Raw genomic sequence first — 13,587 nt, forward strand, 5'->3', positions numbered from 1 at the left:
TCCGGCCCCGGCGGCCGGAGAGCCGCCGGGGATGCCGGGCAAGCGGGTGGGCCGTCCTCGTCGCAGGGCCGCTAGATCACCAGGGACAACAGCAGGACCAGACCCCCGGCGACCACCGAGATGATCGTCTCCATCACGGACCAGGTCTTGACGGTCTGCCCGACGCTCAGCCCGAAGTACTCCTTCACCATCCAGAACCCGGCGTCGTTGACGTGGCTGAAGAACAGCGAACCGGCACCGATGGCCAGGACCAGCAGAGCGGTGTGCGTGGTCGACATGTCGGCCGCGAGCGGGGCGACCAGACCGGCGGCGGAGACCGTGGCCACCGTCGCCGAGCCGGTGGCCAGCCGGATCACCACCGCGATCAGCCAGGCCAGCAGCAGCGCCGGGATGGACCAGGACTCGGAGATGTCCAGGACCATCTGTCCCACGCCCGTGTCGATCAGCGTCTGCTTGAAGCCGCCGCCCGCGCCGACGATCAGCAGGATGCCCGCGATCGGCATGAGGCTCTTCTCCACCAGCGGGGAGATCCGCTCCTTGGAGAACCCCGCGGGCCGCAGCAGCGTGAAGATGCCGACCAGCACCGAGGCGAGCAGGGCGATCATCGGCGCGCCGATGACGTCGAAGACGCGCTGCACCGGCTGCTCGGGATCGTCCACGACGATGTCCACGAGCGCCTTGGCGAGCATCAGCATCACCGGCAGCAGCACCGTGAAGAGGGTGGCTCCGAAGCCGGGACGCCTCTCGAGCTCCTCGGAGGCGCGCTGCGGGATCATCTTCTCGGGGGCCGGCACGTCGACCCAGCGGGCCGCGTACTTGGAGAACACCGGACCGGCGATGATCACCGTCGGGATGGCGATGAGGACACCGAGCGCCAGGGTCACCCCGAGGTCGGCCCCGACGGCGTCGATCGCGACCAACGGGCCGGGGTGCGGCGGCACCAGGCCGTGCATCACGGACAGGCCCGCCAGCGCCGGGATGCCGATGCGCATCAGCGAGTAGTTGCCCCGCTTGGCCACCATCAGCACCACCGGGATCAGCAGCACGATGCCGACCTCGAAGAACAGCGGCAGCCCGATCACCGAGGCGATCAGCACCATCGCCCACGGCATCGACCGCCCGCCGGCCCTGGCCAGGATGGTGTCGACGATCTGGTCGGCCCCGCCTGAGTCGGCGAGCATCTTGCCGAGGATCGCGCCGAGGGCGATCAGCACGCCGACGCCGGCGACCGTGGAGCCGAGACCGGCGCTGAAGCTGGTGAGGACCTTGTCCAGGGGCGCCCCGGCGATCGCGCCGAGCGCCAGCGACCCGATGGTCAGCGCCAGGAAGGCGTGCAGCTTGAACTTGGTGATGAGCAGGACGATGACGGCGATGCCCGCCAGGACGGCGATGCCCAGCTGAGCGTGGCCGGCCGAGGTGATCGGCTCGGGTGCGTCCGCTGCCAGCATCTCGACGCTGAGTCTGGTCACGGTGGGGTGTTCCCTTGCGTTGGGGAGTCGGGGAGAGGGGAGCCGGGAAGGGCTACTGGATGGGCTCGGGGAGCGAGTCGAGGGCGGCGGCCGCCCGCTCGGTGATCTCCTCCGGGCTGCCCGAGACGTCCACCCCGACCCCCGCCTCGTCCGCCCCCAGGGGCTGGAGCGTGGCGAACTGGGAGTCCAGGAGCGCCGTGGGCATGAAGTGCCCCTTCCGGTGCGACATCCGGTCCTCGATCAGCGCGCGATCGCCCGTGAGGTGCACGAAGACCACGCCGGGTGCGGCGGCCCGCAGCCGGTCGCGGTACGACCGCTTCAGCGCCGAGCAGCTGACCACCCCGCCGAGCCCGGCCCGCCCCTGAGCCCAGTCGCCGATGGCGTCCAGCCAGGGCCCGCGGTCCTCGTCGCCGAGCGGCGTACCGGCCGACATCTTCTCGATGTTGGCCTGCGGGTGGAAGTCGTCGCCCTCGGCGTACGGGACGCCGAGCCGGGCCGCGAGCAGGGGACCGATGGTCGTCTTGCCGGTGCCGGCGACGCCCATGACCACGACGACGTGGGGGGTGTTCATCGCTGCCTCACTGTCTGCTGTCTTCGTCGACACGTGATGTCGACGCAACTGAAACCCATAAGGTAGGACTAATTCAAGAGGTCGTGACGAATAAGTCTGACTTTTTGGCTCCGTGATCTACCCCGTACGCTGAGTGCATGACCACACCGGGCCGGGGGCTGCACGGCCGTGTACTGGACACCCTGGGCCCCGAGATCACGGGGGGCGAGTACCCGCCGGGCAGCGTCCTGCGCACCGACGAGCTCGCCCAGCGTTTCGACGTGTCGCGCTCCGTGATGCGCGAGGCGGTCCGCGTCCTGGAGTCCATGCACCTGGTCGAGTCCCGCCGCCGCGTCGGCGTCACCGTCCGCGCCGAGTGCGAGTGGAACGTCTACGACCCGCAGGTGATCCGCTGGCGCCTGGCCGGCGCCGACCGCCCGCGGCAACTGCGCTCGCTCACGGTGCTGCGCTCGGCGGTCGAACCGGTCGCGGCGGGCCTCGCCGCCCGGCACGCCACGCCCGAGCAGTGCGCGGAACTCACCGAACGCGCCCTCGGCATGGTCGCCCACTCACGCGGTCACAAGCTGGAGGGATACCTCCTGCACGACGTCGCCTTCCACCGCGTCATCCTGGAGGCCTCCGGCAACGAGATGTTCGCCCGCCTCGGCGACGTCGTCGCCGAGGTGCTGGCCGGCCGCACCCACCACGACGTGATGTTCGAGGACCCCGACCCGGCCGCCGTCACCCTGCACGTCCGGGTCGCCGAGGCGGTCCGCGCCCGCGACGCCGCCCGCGCCGAGGAACTGACCCGCGAGATCACCGTCGGCGCCCTCCAGGAACTGGACATCCTGGCGCCGTAGGAGACCCGCCGGGCGGACGCCCCCTAGGGCAGGAACTCCCCGTCGACGTACACCCAGGCCCCGTCGACCCGCTCGAACCGGCTCCGCTCGTGCAGCGACCCGCCCCGGTAGGACGCCCGGAACTCCACGGTCCCGGCCGAGTGGAACGCCGACCCGTCGCTCGCCCCCAGGATCTCCAGCCCCGTCCACCGCGTCCCCGGATCGAGCTCCAGCCGGCCCGGCCGTGTCCGCGGGTGCCAGGTCCGCAGCAGATACCCGGCGTCGCCCCGCACGAAGGCGCAGTACCGCGACCGCATCAACGCCTCGGCGGTCGGCGCGGCCGCGGCCCCGGAGTGGAACCGGCCGCAGCAGGCCGCGTAGTCCTGGGGGAGTCCGCAGGGGCAGGAACGCCTGGTCATGGCACCTCTCTCGCGGGAACGACCGAAGGCCGCGACCTCGCGGTCACGGCCTTCGGTTCCATGTGTCCGAGGGGGGACTTGAACCCCCACGCCCGATAAAGGGCACTAGCACCTCAAGCTAGCGCGTCTGCCATTCCGCCACCCGGACAAGGTGTCTGTCGCGTGGGCTCTGCCCGCGGCGACGACGTAAACATTACCAGGCTTTCCGGGGGGCCCGATCACCCCCCGGCGGCGCCCCGGGACCGCGTGAACGACGTGTGACGGGCCGGGAGGGCTCTTGGGGACCGGGCCGGACAGAGAGAGGATGAAGGGGACCCACCAGCAGTGACACCGGGAGGAAGCACGTGAGCGATACGGACACGGCCAGGAGCGTCACCGGCGAGGACGAGGTCGTGGACCTCTGCCGCGAGCTGATCCAGATCGACACCAGCAACTACGGCGACCACTCGGGTCCGGGCGAGCGCAAGGCGGCCGAGTACGTCGCCGAGAAGCTCGCCGAGGTCGGGCTCGAGCCGCGGATCTTCGAGTCCCACCCGGGCCGTGCCTCCACCGTGGCCCGCATCGAGGGCGAGGACCCGTCCCGGCCCGCGCTGCTCATCCACGGCCACACCGACGTCGTCCCGGCCAACGCGGAGGACTGGACCCACCACCCCTTCTCCGGCGAGGTCGCCGACGGCTGCGTGTGGGGCCGCGGGGCGGTCGACATGAAGGACATGGACGCGATGACCCTCGCGGTCGTCCGCGACCGGCTGCGCAGCGGGCGCAAGCCGCCGCGCGACATCGTCCTGGCGTTCCTCGCGGACGAGGAGGCCGGCGGCACCTACGGAGCCCGCTACCTCGTCGACCACCACCGGGATCTGTTCGACGGCGTCACCGAGGCGATCAGCGAGGTCGGCGGCTTCTCCTTCACGGTGAGCGAGCAGCGGCGGCTGTACCTGATCCAGACGGCCGAGAAGGGCATGCACTGGATGAAGCTCACCGTGGCCGGCACGGCGGGCCACGGGTCCATGATCCACCGGGACAACGCGATCACCGAGCTGTCGGAGGCCGTGGCCCGCCTCGGCCGGCACACCTTCCCGGTACGGGTCACCAAGACCACCCGCGCCTTCCTCGACGAACTCGGCGACGCGCTCGGTACCGAGCTCGACCCCGAGGACATGGAGTCGACCCTCGCCCGGCTCGGCGGCATCGCCAAGCTGATCGGCGCGACCCTCAGCAACACGGCCAACCCCACGCAGCTCGGGGCCGGTTACAAGGTCAACGTCATCCCGGGCGAGGCCACCGCCCACGTCGACGGCCGTTTCCTGCCCGGCTACGAGGACGAGTTCCTCGCCGACCTCGACCGGATCCTCGGACCGAAGGTGCGGCGTGAGGACGTGCACGCCGACAAGGCCGTCGAGACCACCTTCGACGGGGCCCTGGTGGAGGCCATGCAGTCCTCGCTGCTGGCCGAGGACCCGACCGCCAAGGCCATCCCCTACATGCTCTCCGGTGGGACCGACGCCAAGTCCTTCGACGACCTGGGCATCCGGGGCTTCGGCTTCGCCCCGCTGAAGCTGCCGCCGGAGCTGGACTTCGCCGGCATGTTCCACGGCGTGGACGAGCGGGTGCCGGTCGACGGCCTGAAGTTCGGCGTGCGGGTCCTCGACCGCTTCATCGACGCGTCCTGAAAAGGACTGCCGAAACCTCGCTAATCGGTCGGGCGTGCGAGATCGACTGGGAAGAGTGAATGCGACGATCAGCTCGTAGCCTCATTACTCCAGCCTCGTTACAGGTAATGCGATCGCACGATGGATCGCTTTGCCAACTAGGAGGAATAATGATCAAGAAGGTCGTCGCTGCTGCGGCTGCCACCGGTGGCCTGGTTCTCGCGGGCGCGGGTCTCGCCGTCGCCGACTCGGGTGCTCAGGGTGCCGCGGTGCACTCCCCGGGCGTCCTGTCCGGCAACGTCGTTCAGGTGCCCGTTCACATCCCGGTGAACGTCTGCGGCAACACGGTCTCCGTGATCGGTCTGCTGAACCCCGCCTTCGGCAACACCTGCGTCAACAAGTGACGCTTCCCCCTCCGTAGAGGGGAGTCCAAAGCCATCGGTCCCGGAGCGCGTGCCATGCGCTCCGGGACCGAACGCTTCCGCAGGTGAATTCGAGAAGAATTCGATAAACGGTCGAAGGCAGGTATTCAACAATGCGACAGGTCACCCGCAAGGGTCTGATGACCGTGGCGGCCGCGACCGGCGTGATCGCCGCCGCGGGCGGCTCCGCGCACGCCGCCTCGGGCGCCCAGGGCTCCGCCTCGGGCTCGCCGGGCGTGCTGTCCGGGAACTCGGTGCAGGTGCCGGTGCACGCACCGGTCAACGTCTGCGGGAACACGGTCGACGTCATCGGCGTACTCAACCCGTCGGTGGGCAACTCCTGCGCCAACAAGGGCGGTGGTTCGTCGTCGGGGGGATACGGCGACTCACACGGCCACGGCGGTTCGCACGGTCACGGCGGTTCGCACGCGGGCGGACACGCCACCGACTCGCCCGGCGTCGGCTCGGGCAACCACGTCCAGGTACCGGTCCACGTGCCGGTGAACGTGTGCGGCAACAGCGTCGACGTCATCGGCATCGGCAACCCCAGCACGGGCAACGACTGCGGCAACGGCGGGAACGGCGGTCACCACGGCACCCCGCCCGGCGGCGGCCACGAGAACCCGGGCCAGCCGGGTGGCCCGGGCGGGCCGGGCGGCCCCGGGGACCCGGGCGGTCCCGGAAACCCCGGTGGCCCTGGCGGTCCCGGTGGTCCCGGTGGTCCCGGTGGTCCCGGTGGTCCGGGAACCCCTGGTCAGCCCGGCGATCCGGGTGGCCCTGGCGGCCCGGGTGGCGACGGCCCCGGCAACCCGGGCACGACCCCCGGCACCGACGGAGACGGACCGGGCGGCGCGGGTCCGGGCGCACAGGGGCCGGGCGCCTCCTCGCACGGCAACGAGCCGGGCGGCCGATTCGTCCTGCGGCCCGAGGGCGAGGCCCAGCTCGCCAGCACCGGCAGCGACCTGCCGCTCGGCTTCGCCCTGCCGGCCGGCGCCGGCGCGCTGCTCGCGGGCGCGGTCCTCTACCGCAGGGCCCGCGCCTCGGCCTGACGCCCCCACCCCGCACAACGGAGCGGGCCCCGCCGGTGCGGGGCCCGCTCCGTCATGTGCCTTCTTCCCGTGCGCCGTCCCAGCTCACCATGTGGCCCGCACCTGGCGGATGATCCGCCGGCGCAACCGCACCTTGCGACTGCCGTCGCGCAGCAGGCTCAGACGGTGCAACTCCCAGTGTCCGTACTCCGCATGGTCCGTCAGCAGACGTGCCGTCTCCTTGCGGGACACCCCGCGCGGCACGTACACGTCGACAAATTCGTATTCCGGCATCGCATCTATTGTGCGGGCTGGGGCCAGGTACGGATAGCGTCTGCACTATGTCTGATGCTGCGCAGCCCACCGCTGCCGAGGTACGCGCCGCCGCCGAGGCGGTCAAGACCGCGCTCGACCGCCACCTTGCCGCGGTCGAACGCAGGTCGGGAGAGGACGACCCGGCCGTCTACGAGGCGTTCAACCAGCTGGCCGCGGCCGCAGAGGTGTACGACGAACTGCTCTACGACCGCTACGACGAGGTCACGCCCTTCGAGATCCCCGGTGCGGAGGACGCGCTGCCCCCGTACACGGGCCCCGAGGAGCCGAGCGCCGTCAGCGTGCTGATCCGCCGTGACTACGCCGTCGCGGAACCGCAGCGGCTGCTGGCCCACGCACAGCGGATCGAGGCCGCGGACGGCGACGACGGCACGTCGGCGTCCGGCACGGTGCACGGTGCTCTCGGCCTGCTGTTCGGCGAGTTCGAGCCCGACGAGATCGCCTCGCGGCACAAGGAGTTCGGACTGGAGGAGGGCGACTCCACGCTCTGGGTGACGGCCGCCGACGAACCGGCCGAGCCCGGCGAGTGGCTGGAGGCGCCGTTCGAGCAGGTGGACCCGCAGCAGGTGGTCTGCCGCTTCGACGTCAGCGCCGTCTTCGACGACATGGACGACGACGCCGACGATGCCGACGACGCCGATGACGACGGGGACGACATCGAGGACGAGCTCGACACCGACCTGGACGAGGACGAGGACGAGGACCTGGAGCCGCTGGACGCGGACCGCCGCTGAGGCGCGCGGGAGGTCGGCCACCGGGGCGGTGGTCAGGGGTCCGGGCCCCTGACCACCGCCCTCGTCACACCCCCGCGACCTGCGGAGCGAGCAGCACCGGGAGCCGGGTCGTCCGCGGCTTCGCCGGGACCTCGGCCACGGCCCGGGGCAGAGCCTGCTCCACGCCGTGCACCACGGACAGATGGCGGTCGGCCCGGCTGAAGGCCGTGTACACCCACGGCCGGCTGAGCGCCGGTGCCGCGTCTCCGGGCAGCACGACGACCACGGCGGGCCAGCGGCTCCCGACCGCCTGGTGCGCGGTCAGCGCCCACCCGTGCCGCACCGTCTGCTCCACCCGCTCCTTCGGCACCACGACGGCCTCACCCGCGCACGACAGGTGCAGTCCTTCGGCGTCCGCCTTCACCACACGTCCGGTCACCGCCCGGCCGGGGACGGGGGAGTGGACGATCCGGTCACCGGGGTCGAAGCCGCCGAAGCGGCCGGGGCCGGGATTCAGCCGTTCCTTGAGCGCGGCGTTGAGCGCGCGCGTACCGACCGCTCCGCCGTGCCCGGATGTGACGACCTGTGTCTCCTCGGCCGGTACGCCGATCGCCCGCGGCACGGAATCCGCGACGAGCTGTACCGTCCGGTGCACCGCCTCGCCCGCGTCCCGCACGGGCACGATCACGACCTCCTTGCCGGGTGCCTCGACCTGGTTCAGCTCACCGATGCCGATGCCGGAGACCAGCTCGCCCAGCGGCCCCGGGTCCGGGCGGCGCGAGGCGACCTGGGGGCAGATCCGCGCCGCGAGCAGGTCCGCGAACACCCGGCCCGGGCCCACCGACCACAGCACTCCCGGATCCCCGGCCAGCACCAGCCGCGCCCCGTCCGGCAGCGACTCCGTCAGCAGAGCCGCCGTCTCGACGTCCAGTTGCGGCGCGTCGAGGACCACCAGCAGATCGAGGGCGAAGGCACCGTCGGCATCCCGGCCGGGGCCCTCCAGACCGGCCAGCAGCCCCGGCACGGTCGCGACGGGCAGGTCCGAGGCGGTGGACGGAGCCACGGGGGAGGGGCCGCCCGGTCCCTGGGCCGGGCCGCCCGGCGGCGGGACCGGCCCCGAGCCGCTCGTCCGCCGCAGCAACGCCGCGAAGCGGTCACGGCCGACCGGACCGTGCGTCGCCGCCCAGGCCCGCAGCCCCAGGCCGTGTGCCGCGTGCAGCAGGGCCGCCGGCTCCGCCAGGGACGCCTCCGCGCCGGTGTGCAGCACCAGGCCGTGGCCGGAAACCGCGCGCAGCAGCTCGGCCGCCGACCCCTGGGCCGCGGCTGCGGCCCGCTCCCACTCCTCCGCCGGACCGTCCTGCTTGGGCGTGGAGTTGACCAGCCGGGCCAGACCGTCGGCCAGGCTCTCCTCCGCCAGCGCGTACCGCTCCAGGCCGACCAGGACGCGGACCGGGCGCTCCTCCTCGTCGTCCTCCGTCTCCTCGCCGCTGCTGGGGGCCGGAGCGCCGGGCTCCGCCAGGGCGTCCTGGAACACCAGCGCCTCGCCCTCCGCGATCGCGTCCTGCACGGCGCCGTCGGGGTCCGGCACGCTCCGCTGGGCCAGGGCCGCGAGCAGCGCCGGCATCTCCAGAGCCGTGTGCCCGGCCAGGGCCGCCTGTTCCAGGAGCCAGACCGTGAGGGCCCGGCCCCGCCGCTCGTCGTCCGGGCCGCACTCGGCGCCCAGCAGCGCCCGCGCGAACCCGTCGGCCTGGTCGGGCCGCACGCCGGGCACGCGCAGCAACTGCCAGGGGTCGGTGCGCAGCAGCTCGTCGGCGCCCTCTCCGAGGGCGGCGGCCACCTGCGGCGCGAGGGCCTCGGGGGCGCCCCCCTCCGTCAGCACCTGCCGCACCGTCTGCACGGCCTCGGGGGCGGGGGCGGGAGCCGCCGTGGCCGCCGCGACGGTCTCGGCGACCACGGGCTGGGGCCGCCGGCCGGGCTCGGGGGCGGAGCGGCGGGGGGCGGGCGCGGGATCCTCGAACACGGTGGCCACCGGCTTCTCGCCGCTCTCCACGGCACGGACGGCCGCGAGCAGGTCGGCGGCCTTGCCGCTCAGCTTGTTGCCGGCCTCGATGGGCCCCTTCTTCTCGGCCTTGCGCTGCTCGATCCGCTCCCGCTCGGCCCGCTGCGCCAGCAACTCCGCCTCGGCCTCGGACACCTGGCCACCCGCGGCGACCTCACCCTGGCCCTCGCCCGAGGGAGCCTGCTCGTCTCGGGGCTCACCGCCGTCGCCGGCGGAAGTCCGCCCGCCCTCGGGCTCACTCCCCTCGCCCGCGGCAGTCTCCCCGGGGCGGGGCTCACCGTCCTCGCCCGCAGTCCGCCCGTCGCCGGATTCACCGCCATCACCAGCGGAGGTGTCCCGACCCCGGAGTCCAGCGCCACCGCCTCCGGCAGCCCGCTCGTCCTGCGGTGCGCCGCCGTCGCCCGCGGAGGCCTCCCCGCCTCCGGGTTCACCGCCCTCGCCCGCGGCAGCGAACCCGCCCCCGGCGGCACCGCCCGCCGTGCTCTGTGTGCCCGGCGTCCCCGGCTCGGCGTCCTCCGTGGTCTCGGGCTCCGTGCTCACAGCGTGCTCCAGTCGTGATCGGGATAGCGGTGCACGGGCGCCGACACATCGTCCAGCGCCCGGCAGATCTCGTCAGGAAGACTAAGGGTCTCCACTGACAATGCCGCCGTGAGCTGCTGCGCGTTGCGCGCGCCGACGATCGGCGCCACCACGCCGGGCCGGTCGCGGACCCAGGCCAGGGCCACCTGCAGCGGCGTCACCGCCAGCCCGTCGGCCGCGGTCGACACGGCGTCCACGATGCGGCTCGCCGTGTCGTCCAGGTAGGGCGCGATGAACGGCGCGAGGTGCTCCGAGGCGCCGCGTGAGTCGGTCGGCACCGCCTCGCCCCGGTACTTGCCGGTGAGCACCCCGCGACCCAGCGGCGAGGACGGCAGCAGCCCTATGCCCAGGTCGAGCGCGGCCGGCAGCACCTCGCGCTCGACGCCGCGCTGGAGCAGCGAGTACTCGAGCTGGGTGGCGGCCAGCCGGGTCCGGGTGCCGGGCGCGGCCAGCTGCCAGGTGCCCGCCTTGGCCAGCTGCCAGCCGCAGAAGTTGGAGACCGCCGCGTAGCGGGCCCGCCCGCTGGCGACCGCGAGGTCGAGGGCCTGGAGGGTCTCCTCCAGCGGGGTGTCCGGGTCGTAGGCGTGTACGTGCCACACGTCGACCCAGTCGGTGCCGAGCCGGGCGAGCGAGGCGTCGAGCGCGGCGAGCAGATGGCCGCGGGAGCCGTCGACGCGGCGCTCGGGGTCGGGCACGCTGCCGGCTTGGTCGAGACGATCAGGTCCCGGCGCGGGACCAGGCCGTCCATCAGCCTGCCCAGCAGATACTCGGCCTCACCGTCGCCGTACACGTCCGCCGTGTCGACGAGGGTGCCGCCCGCCTCCCAGAACGTCTTCATGAGGTCCGCGGCGTCGTGCTCGTCGGTGTCCCGTCCCCAGGTCAGGGTGCCGAGCCCGATGCGGGACACACGCAGGCCGGTGCGGCCGAGATGCCTCTGCTCCATGAACGCCGAGATTACTGGCCAGAACCTGTCGTGTGGGTGGCTGTGGACGACCGATTTCCGGGGGCGGACGGTGTGTTCCCCGAGGTTGCCCCGCCCCGCTGTCCGGCCGCCACAGCCCGGTGCCTCGCGTCAGCAGCTCCCGTCCGACACCTGGAGCCCCTTGTTCGCGCCCGCCGTCCGGTTCACGACCGCGGGGACACAGCCGGCCGCGTCGAGCCGGAAGGAGTAGGGGATGGAGACCGTGGTGTTCGACGTCGGGTTCGGGCCGGCCGGACGGTTCTCACTGCCCGGCTGGGACCACGTCACGTTGTCGAAGACGTTGCCGGTGACCTGCCAGTAGCCCGCCTCGTCGGTGTAGAAGGTGCCGAGGACGTCCTTGGAGTCCTCGAAGTAGTTGTTGTCCACCTTGGCGCGGGCGCCCGCCCGGGAGTTGATGCCGGACTCGTTGAGGCGCACGTAGTGGTTGTTGTACATGTGCGCGATGCCGCCGCGCAGCAGCGGTGCGCGGGAGTCGATGTTCTCGTAGCGGTTGTGGTGGTACGTGATGAACCCGTTCGACCGGTCGCTCTCGCTGCTGCCGACCAGGCCGCCGCGGCCGGAGTTGCGCAGGACGCTGTAGGAGAGCGTCACGTACTGGGTGTTGTTCTTCATGTCGAACAGGCCGTCGTAGCCCTCCGACTCGCCGCCCGAGGCCTCCAGGGTGGTGTGGTCGACCCAGACGTTGCGGACGTTGCTCTCCATGCCGATGGCGTCGCCGCCGTTGGACGTCGGGGAGCCGGACTTCTTGACGTTCCGCACGGTCACGTTCTGGATGACGATGTTCTTCGACTCGCGGATGTGGATGCCCACTTGGTCGAAGACGGCACCGCTGCCGACGCCGACCAGCGTCACGTTGCTGATCTTCTTCAGCTCGATCACGCCGTCGGCGGTGTCGCAGCTGCTGCCGGAGACCTTCTTGGTGTTGGCGTGGGTGATGGTCCCCGTGACCTCGATGGTGAGGGGCGTGCTGCTGCTCGCCCGGCCGCACAGGGCGGCGTGGATCGCGGTCCCGGTCGTCGCCCGGACCGTCTGTCCGCCGGCGCCGCCGGTGGTGCCGCCGTTCTGCGTCGCGTAGCCGGTGGCGCTGCCGGTCGCCGCCGACGCTCCGGGCGCCGAGACCACCGTTCCGGTGCCGGCGGCCAGGGCCAGGGTGGCCAGAACCGCGCCGAATCGCGGGGACATTGCTTGCTTCATCCGTACTTCTCCGTTTCCGTGCGGGAGTGCGGGTGGGGTTAGAAAGCGCTTTCTGGAGAAGGTAGAGAATCCGCTGTGTACGCGTCAATGGTCGCGTACTTGATCCTTGTTCACTCACCTGAAAGATCGTGGCCGCATCGCTGTCCCGTGCAGCGGCCCCGCGCTAAGGTCTGCCCACAAGGCACGTTACTGATCAGTAAGGGGAATCGGCATGCAGCTCGGTATCAACCTCGGCTACTGGGGTGCCGGAATGGACGCGGACAACCTGGCCGTCGCCCAGGAGGCCGACCGGCTCGGCTACGCCGTCTGCTGGGCCGCCGAGGCCTACGGATCCGACGCGGCCACCGTGCTGAGCTGGGTCGCCGCCCAGACCGAGCGCATCGACGTGGGCTCCGCCATCTTCCAGATCCCGGCCCGCCAGCCCGCGATGACCGCGATGACCGCCGCGACCCTCGACTCCCTGTCCGGCGGCCGTTTCCGCCTCGGCCTCGGCGTCTCCGGCCCGCAGGTCTCCGAGGGCTGGTACGGCGTGAAGTTCGACAAGCCGCTCGCCCGCACCCGCGAGTACGTCGAGATCGTCCGCAGGGCGATGACCCGCGAGCGCCTGACGTACGAGGGGCAGCACTGGACCCTGCCGCTGCCCGGCGGCCCCGGCAAGCCCATCAAGCTCACCGTCCACCCGCAGCGCGAGCACATCCCGCTGTACATCGCCGCGATCGGCCCCAGGAACCTCGAGCAGACCGGTGAGATCGCCGACGGCGCCCTGCTGATCTTCCCGTCCGCCGAGCACCTGGAGGACACCACGATCAAGCACCTGCGCGCGGGACGGGAGAAGGCGGGCAAGACCCTCGACGGGTTCGACGTGTGCCCGACCCTGCCGCTCGCGGTCGGCGACGACAAGGACGTGGCCGCGCTCGCCGACACCTTCCGCCCCTACACCGCGCTGTACGTCGGCGGCATGGGCAGCCCCAAGCAGAACTTCTACAACCAGCTCGCCCAGCGCATGGGCTACGAGCGGGAGGCCGCCGAGATCCAGGGCAAGTACCTCTCCGGCGACAAGCAGGGTGCCGCGGCCGCCGTCCCGCACGACCTGATCGACCGGACGACCCTGCTCGGTTCCGTGGACCGGATCGCCGACCGCATGAAGGCCTACGCCGCGGCCGGAGTCACCACCCTGTCCCTCGCACCGGCGGGCTTCACGCTCGACGAGCGGCTCGCGTCCCTGCGCGCCGGCACCGAGGCCCTGGAGCGCGCCGGGCTCGCCTGAGCCCCGGCCGACACGGCCCGTCACGCGGGCCCTTGAGGTTTTCGCGGCCGTGGTGGGGGCTCGGGGGTCTTCCCCGCCACGGCC

General features: G+C 72.2%; 11 protein-coding genes, 1 tRNA gene and 2 pseudogenes. 6 read left to right on the forward strand and 8 right to left on the reverse strand.

The genetic code is table 11. The features are described from left to right. Positions 1-71 precede the first annotated feature (71 nt). Positions 72-1,469 (reverse strand): GntP family permease, encoded by a 1,398-nt coding sequence (locus ACZ4M5_RS19100; protein ID WP_467738269.1) that lies wholly within the window; start codon positions 1,467-1,469, stop codon positions 72-74. A 52-nt stretch (positions 1,470-1,521) separates the two neighbouring features. Beyond that, positions 1,522-2,040, reverse strand: coding sequence for a gluconokinase (locus ACZ4M5_RS19105; RefSeq protein ID WP_467738271.1), 519 nt, complete (start codon positions 2,038-2,040; stop codon positions 1,522-1,524). A gap of 137 nt (positions 2,041-2,177) precedes the next feature. On the opposite strand from ACZ4M5_RS19105, the gene ACZ4M5_RS19110 reads away from it, so the two are divergent. Beyond that, complete coding sequence (locus tag ACZ4M5_RS19110; protein ID WP_467738273.1) at positions 2,178-2,879, forward strand: FadR/GntR family transcriptional regulator; 702 nt, start codon at positions 2,178-2,180, stop codon at positions 2,877-2,879. Positions 2,880-2,902: 23 nt separating this feature from the next. Here ACZ4M5_RS19110 and ACZ4M5_RS19115 read toward each other — a convergent pair whose 3' ends face one another. Together ACZ4M5_RS19115 and ACZ4M5_RS19120 are read right to left on the reverse strand one after the other, a co-directional pair. Next, a complete protein-coding gene (locus ACZ4M5_RS19115; protein ID WP_467738275.1) occupies positions 2,903-3,277 on the reverse strand; it encodes a YchJ family protein in 375 nt (124 codons plus the stop codon). 63 nt (positions 3,278-3,340) lie between these two features. Further along, positions 3,341-3,425 (reverse strand) — tRNA-Leu (locus tag ACZ4M5_RS19120). A 196-nt stretch (positions 3,426-3,621) separates the two neighbouring features. Between ACZ4M5_RS19120 and ACZ4M5_RS19125 the strand changes: the two genes are divergently transcribed. The 3 genes from ACZ4M5_RS19125 to ACZ4M5_RS19135 all read left to right on the forward strand — a co-directional run bounded on the left by ACZ4M5_RS19125 (position 3,622) and on the right by ACZ4M5_RS19135 (position 6,397). Further along, entirely contained in the window at positions 3,622-4,947 is a 1,326-nt protein-coding gene (locus tag ACZ4M5_RS19125) for a M20/M25/M40 family metallo-hydrolase (RefSeq protein ID WP_467738277.1), read from the forward strand. Positions 4,948-5,096: 149 nt separating this feature from the next. Further along, positions 5,097-5,330: a chaplin ChpH gene (gene chpH, locus ACZ4M5_RS19130; protein ID WP_093833159.1), complete on the forward strand. Its 234-nt coding sequence runs from the start codon at positions 5,097-5,099 to the stop codon at positions 5,328-5,330. Positions 5,331-5,461: 131 nt separating this feature from the next. Next, complete coding sequence (locus ACZ4M5_RS19135) at positions 5,462-6,397, forward strand: chaplin family protein (protein ID WP_467738279.1); 936 nt, start codon at positions 5,462-5,464, stop codon at positions 6,395-6,397. A gap of 84 nt (positions 6,398-6,481) precedes the next feature. Here the strand turns inward: ACZ4M5_RS19135 and ACZ4M5_RS19140 are convergent, their stop codons facing one another. After that, a complete protein-coding gene (locus tag ACZ4M5_RS19140; protein WP_010045410.1) occupies positions 6,482-6,670 on the reverse strand; it encodes a DUF5703 family protein in 189 nt (62 codons plus the stop codon). Between the two features lie 47 nt (positions 6,671-6,717). Here ACZ4M5_RS19140 and ACZ4M5_RS19145 point away from each other — a divergent pair, with 47 nt between their 5' ends. Continuing rightward, positions 6,718-7,443: a hypothetical protein gene (locus ACZ4M5_RS19145; protein WP_467738281.1), complete on the forward strand. Its 726-nt coding sequence runs from the start codon at positions 6,718-6,720 to the stop codon at positions 7,441-7,443. A 64-nt stretch (positions 7,444-7,507) separates the two neighbouring features. On the opposite strand, the gene ACZ4M5_RS19150 is transcribed toward ACZ4M5_RS19145, so the two are convergent. The 3 genes and pseudogenes from ACZ4M5_RS19150 to ACZ4M5_RS19160 all read right to left on the reverse strand — a co-directional run. Then, the gene (locus ACZ4M5_RS19150) at positions 7,508-10,021 is read right to left on the reverse strand and encodes a helix-hairpin-helix domain-containing protein (protein ID WP_467738283.1); all 2,514 of its coding nucleotides are present in this window, start codon (positions 10,019-10,021) and stop codon (positions 7,508-7,510) included. Further along, positions 10,018-11,003, reverse strand: a pseudogene (locus ACZ4M5_RS19155) (aldo/keto reductase). The gene ACZ4M5_RS19150 and the pseudogene ACZ4M5_RS19155 overlap by 4 nt, the downstream one beginning before the upstream one ends. 132 nt (positions 11,004-11,135) lie before the next feature. Then, positions 11,136-12,236, reverse strand: a pseudogene (locus ACZ4M5_RS19160) (pectate lyase family protein); the annotation flags it as partial. 211 nt (positions 12,237-12,447) lie between these two features. Here ACZ4M5_RS19160 and ACZ4M5_RS19165 point away from each other — a divergent pair. Continuing rightward, positions 12,448-13,503: an LLM class F420-dependent oxidoreductase gene (locus tag ACZ4M5_RS19165; protein ID WP_467738285.1), complete on the forward strand. Its 1,056-nt coding sequence runs from the start codon at positions 12,448-12,450 to the stop codon at positions 13,501-13,503. Positions 13,504-13,587: the final 84 nt, after the last annotated feature.

It is taken from the genome of Streptomyces sp. NPDC026246 (genome assembly GCF_055567995.1).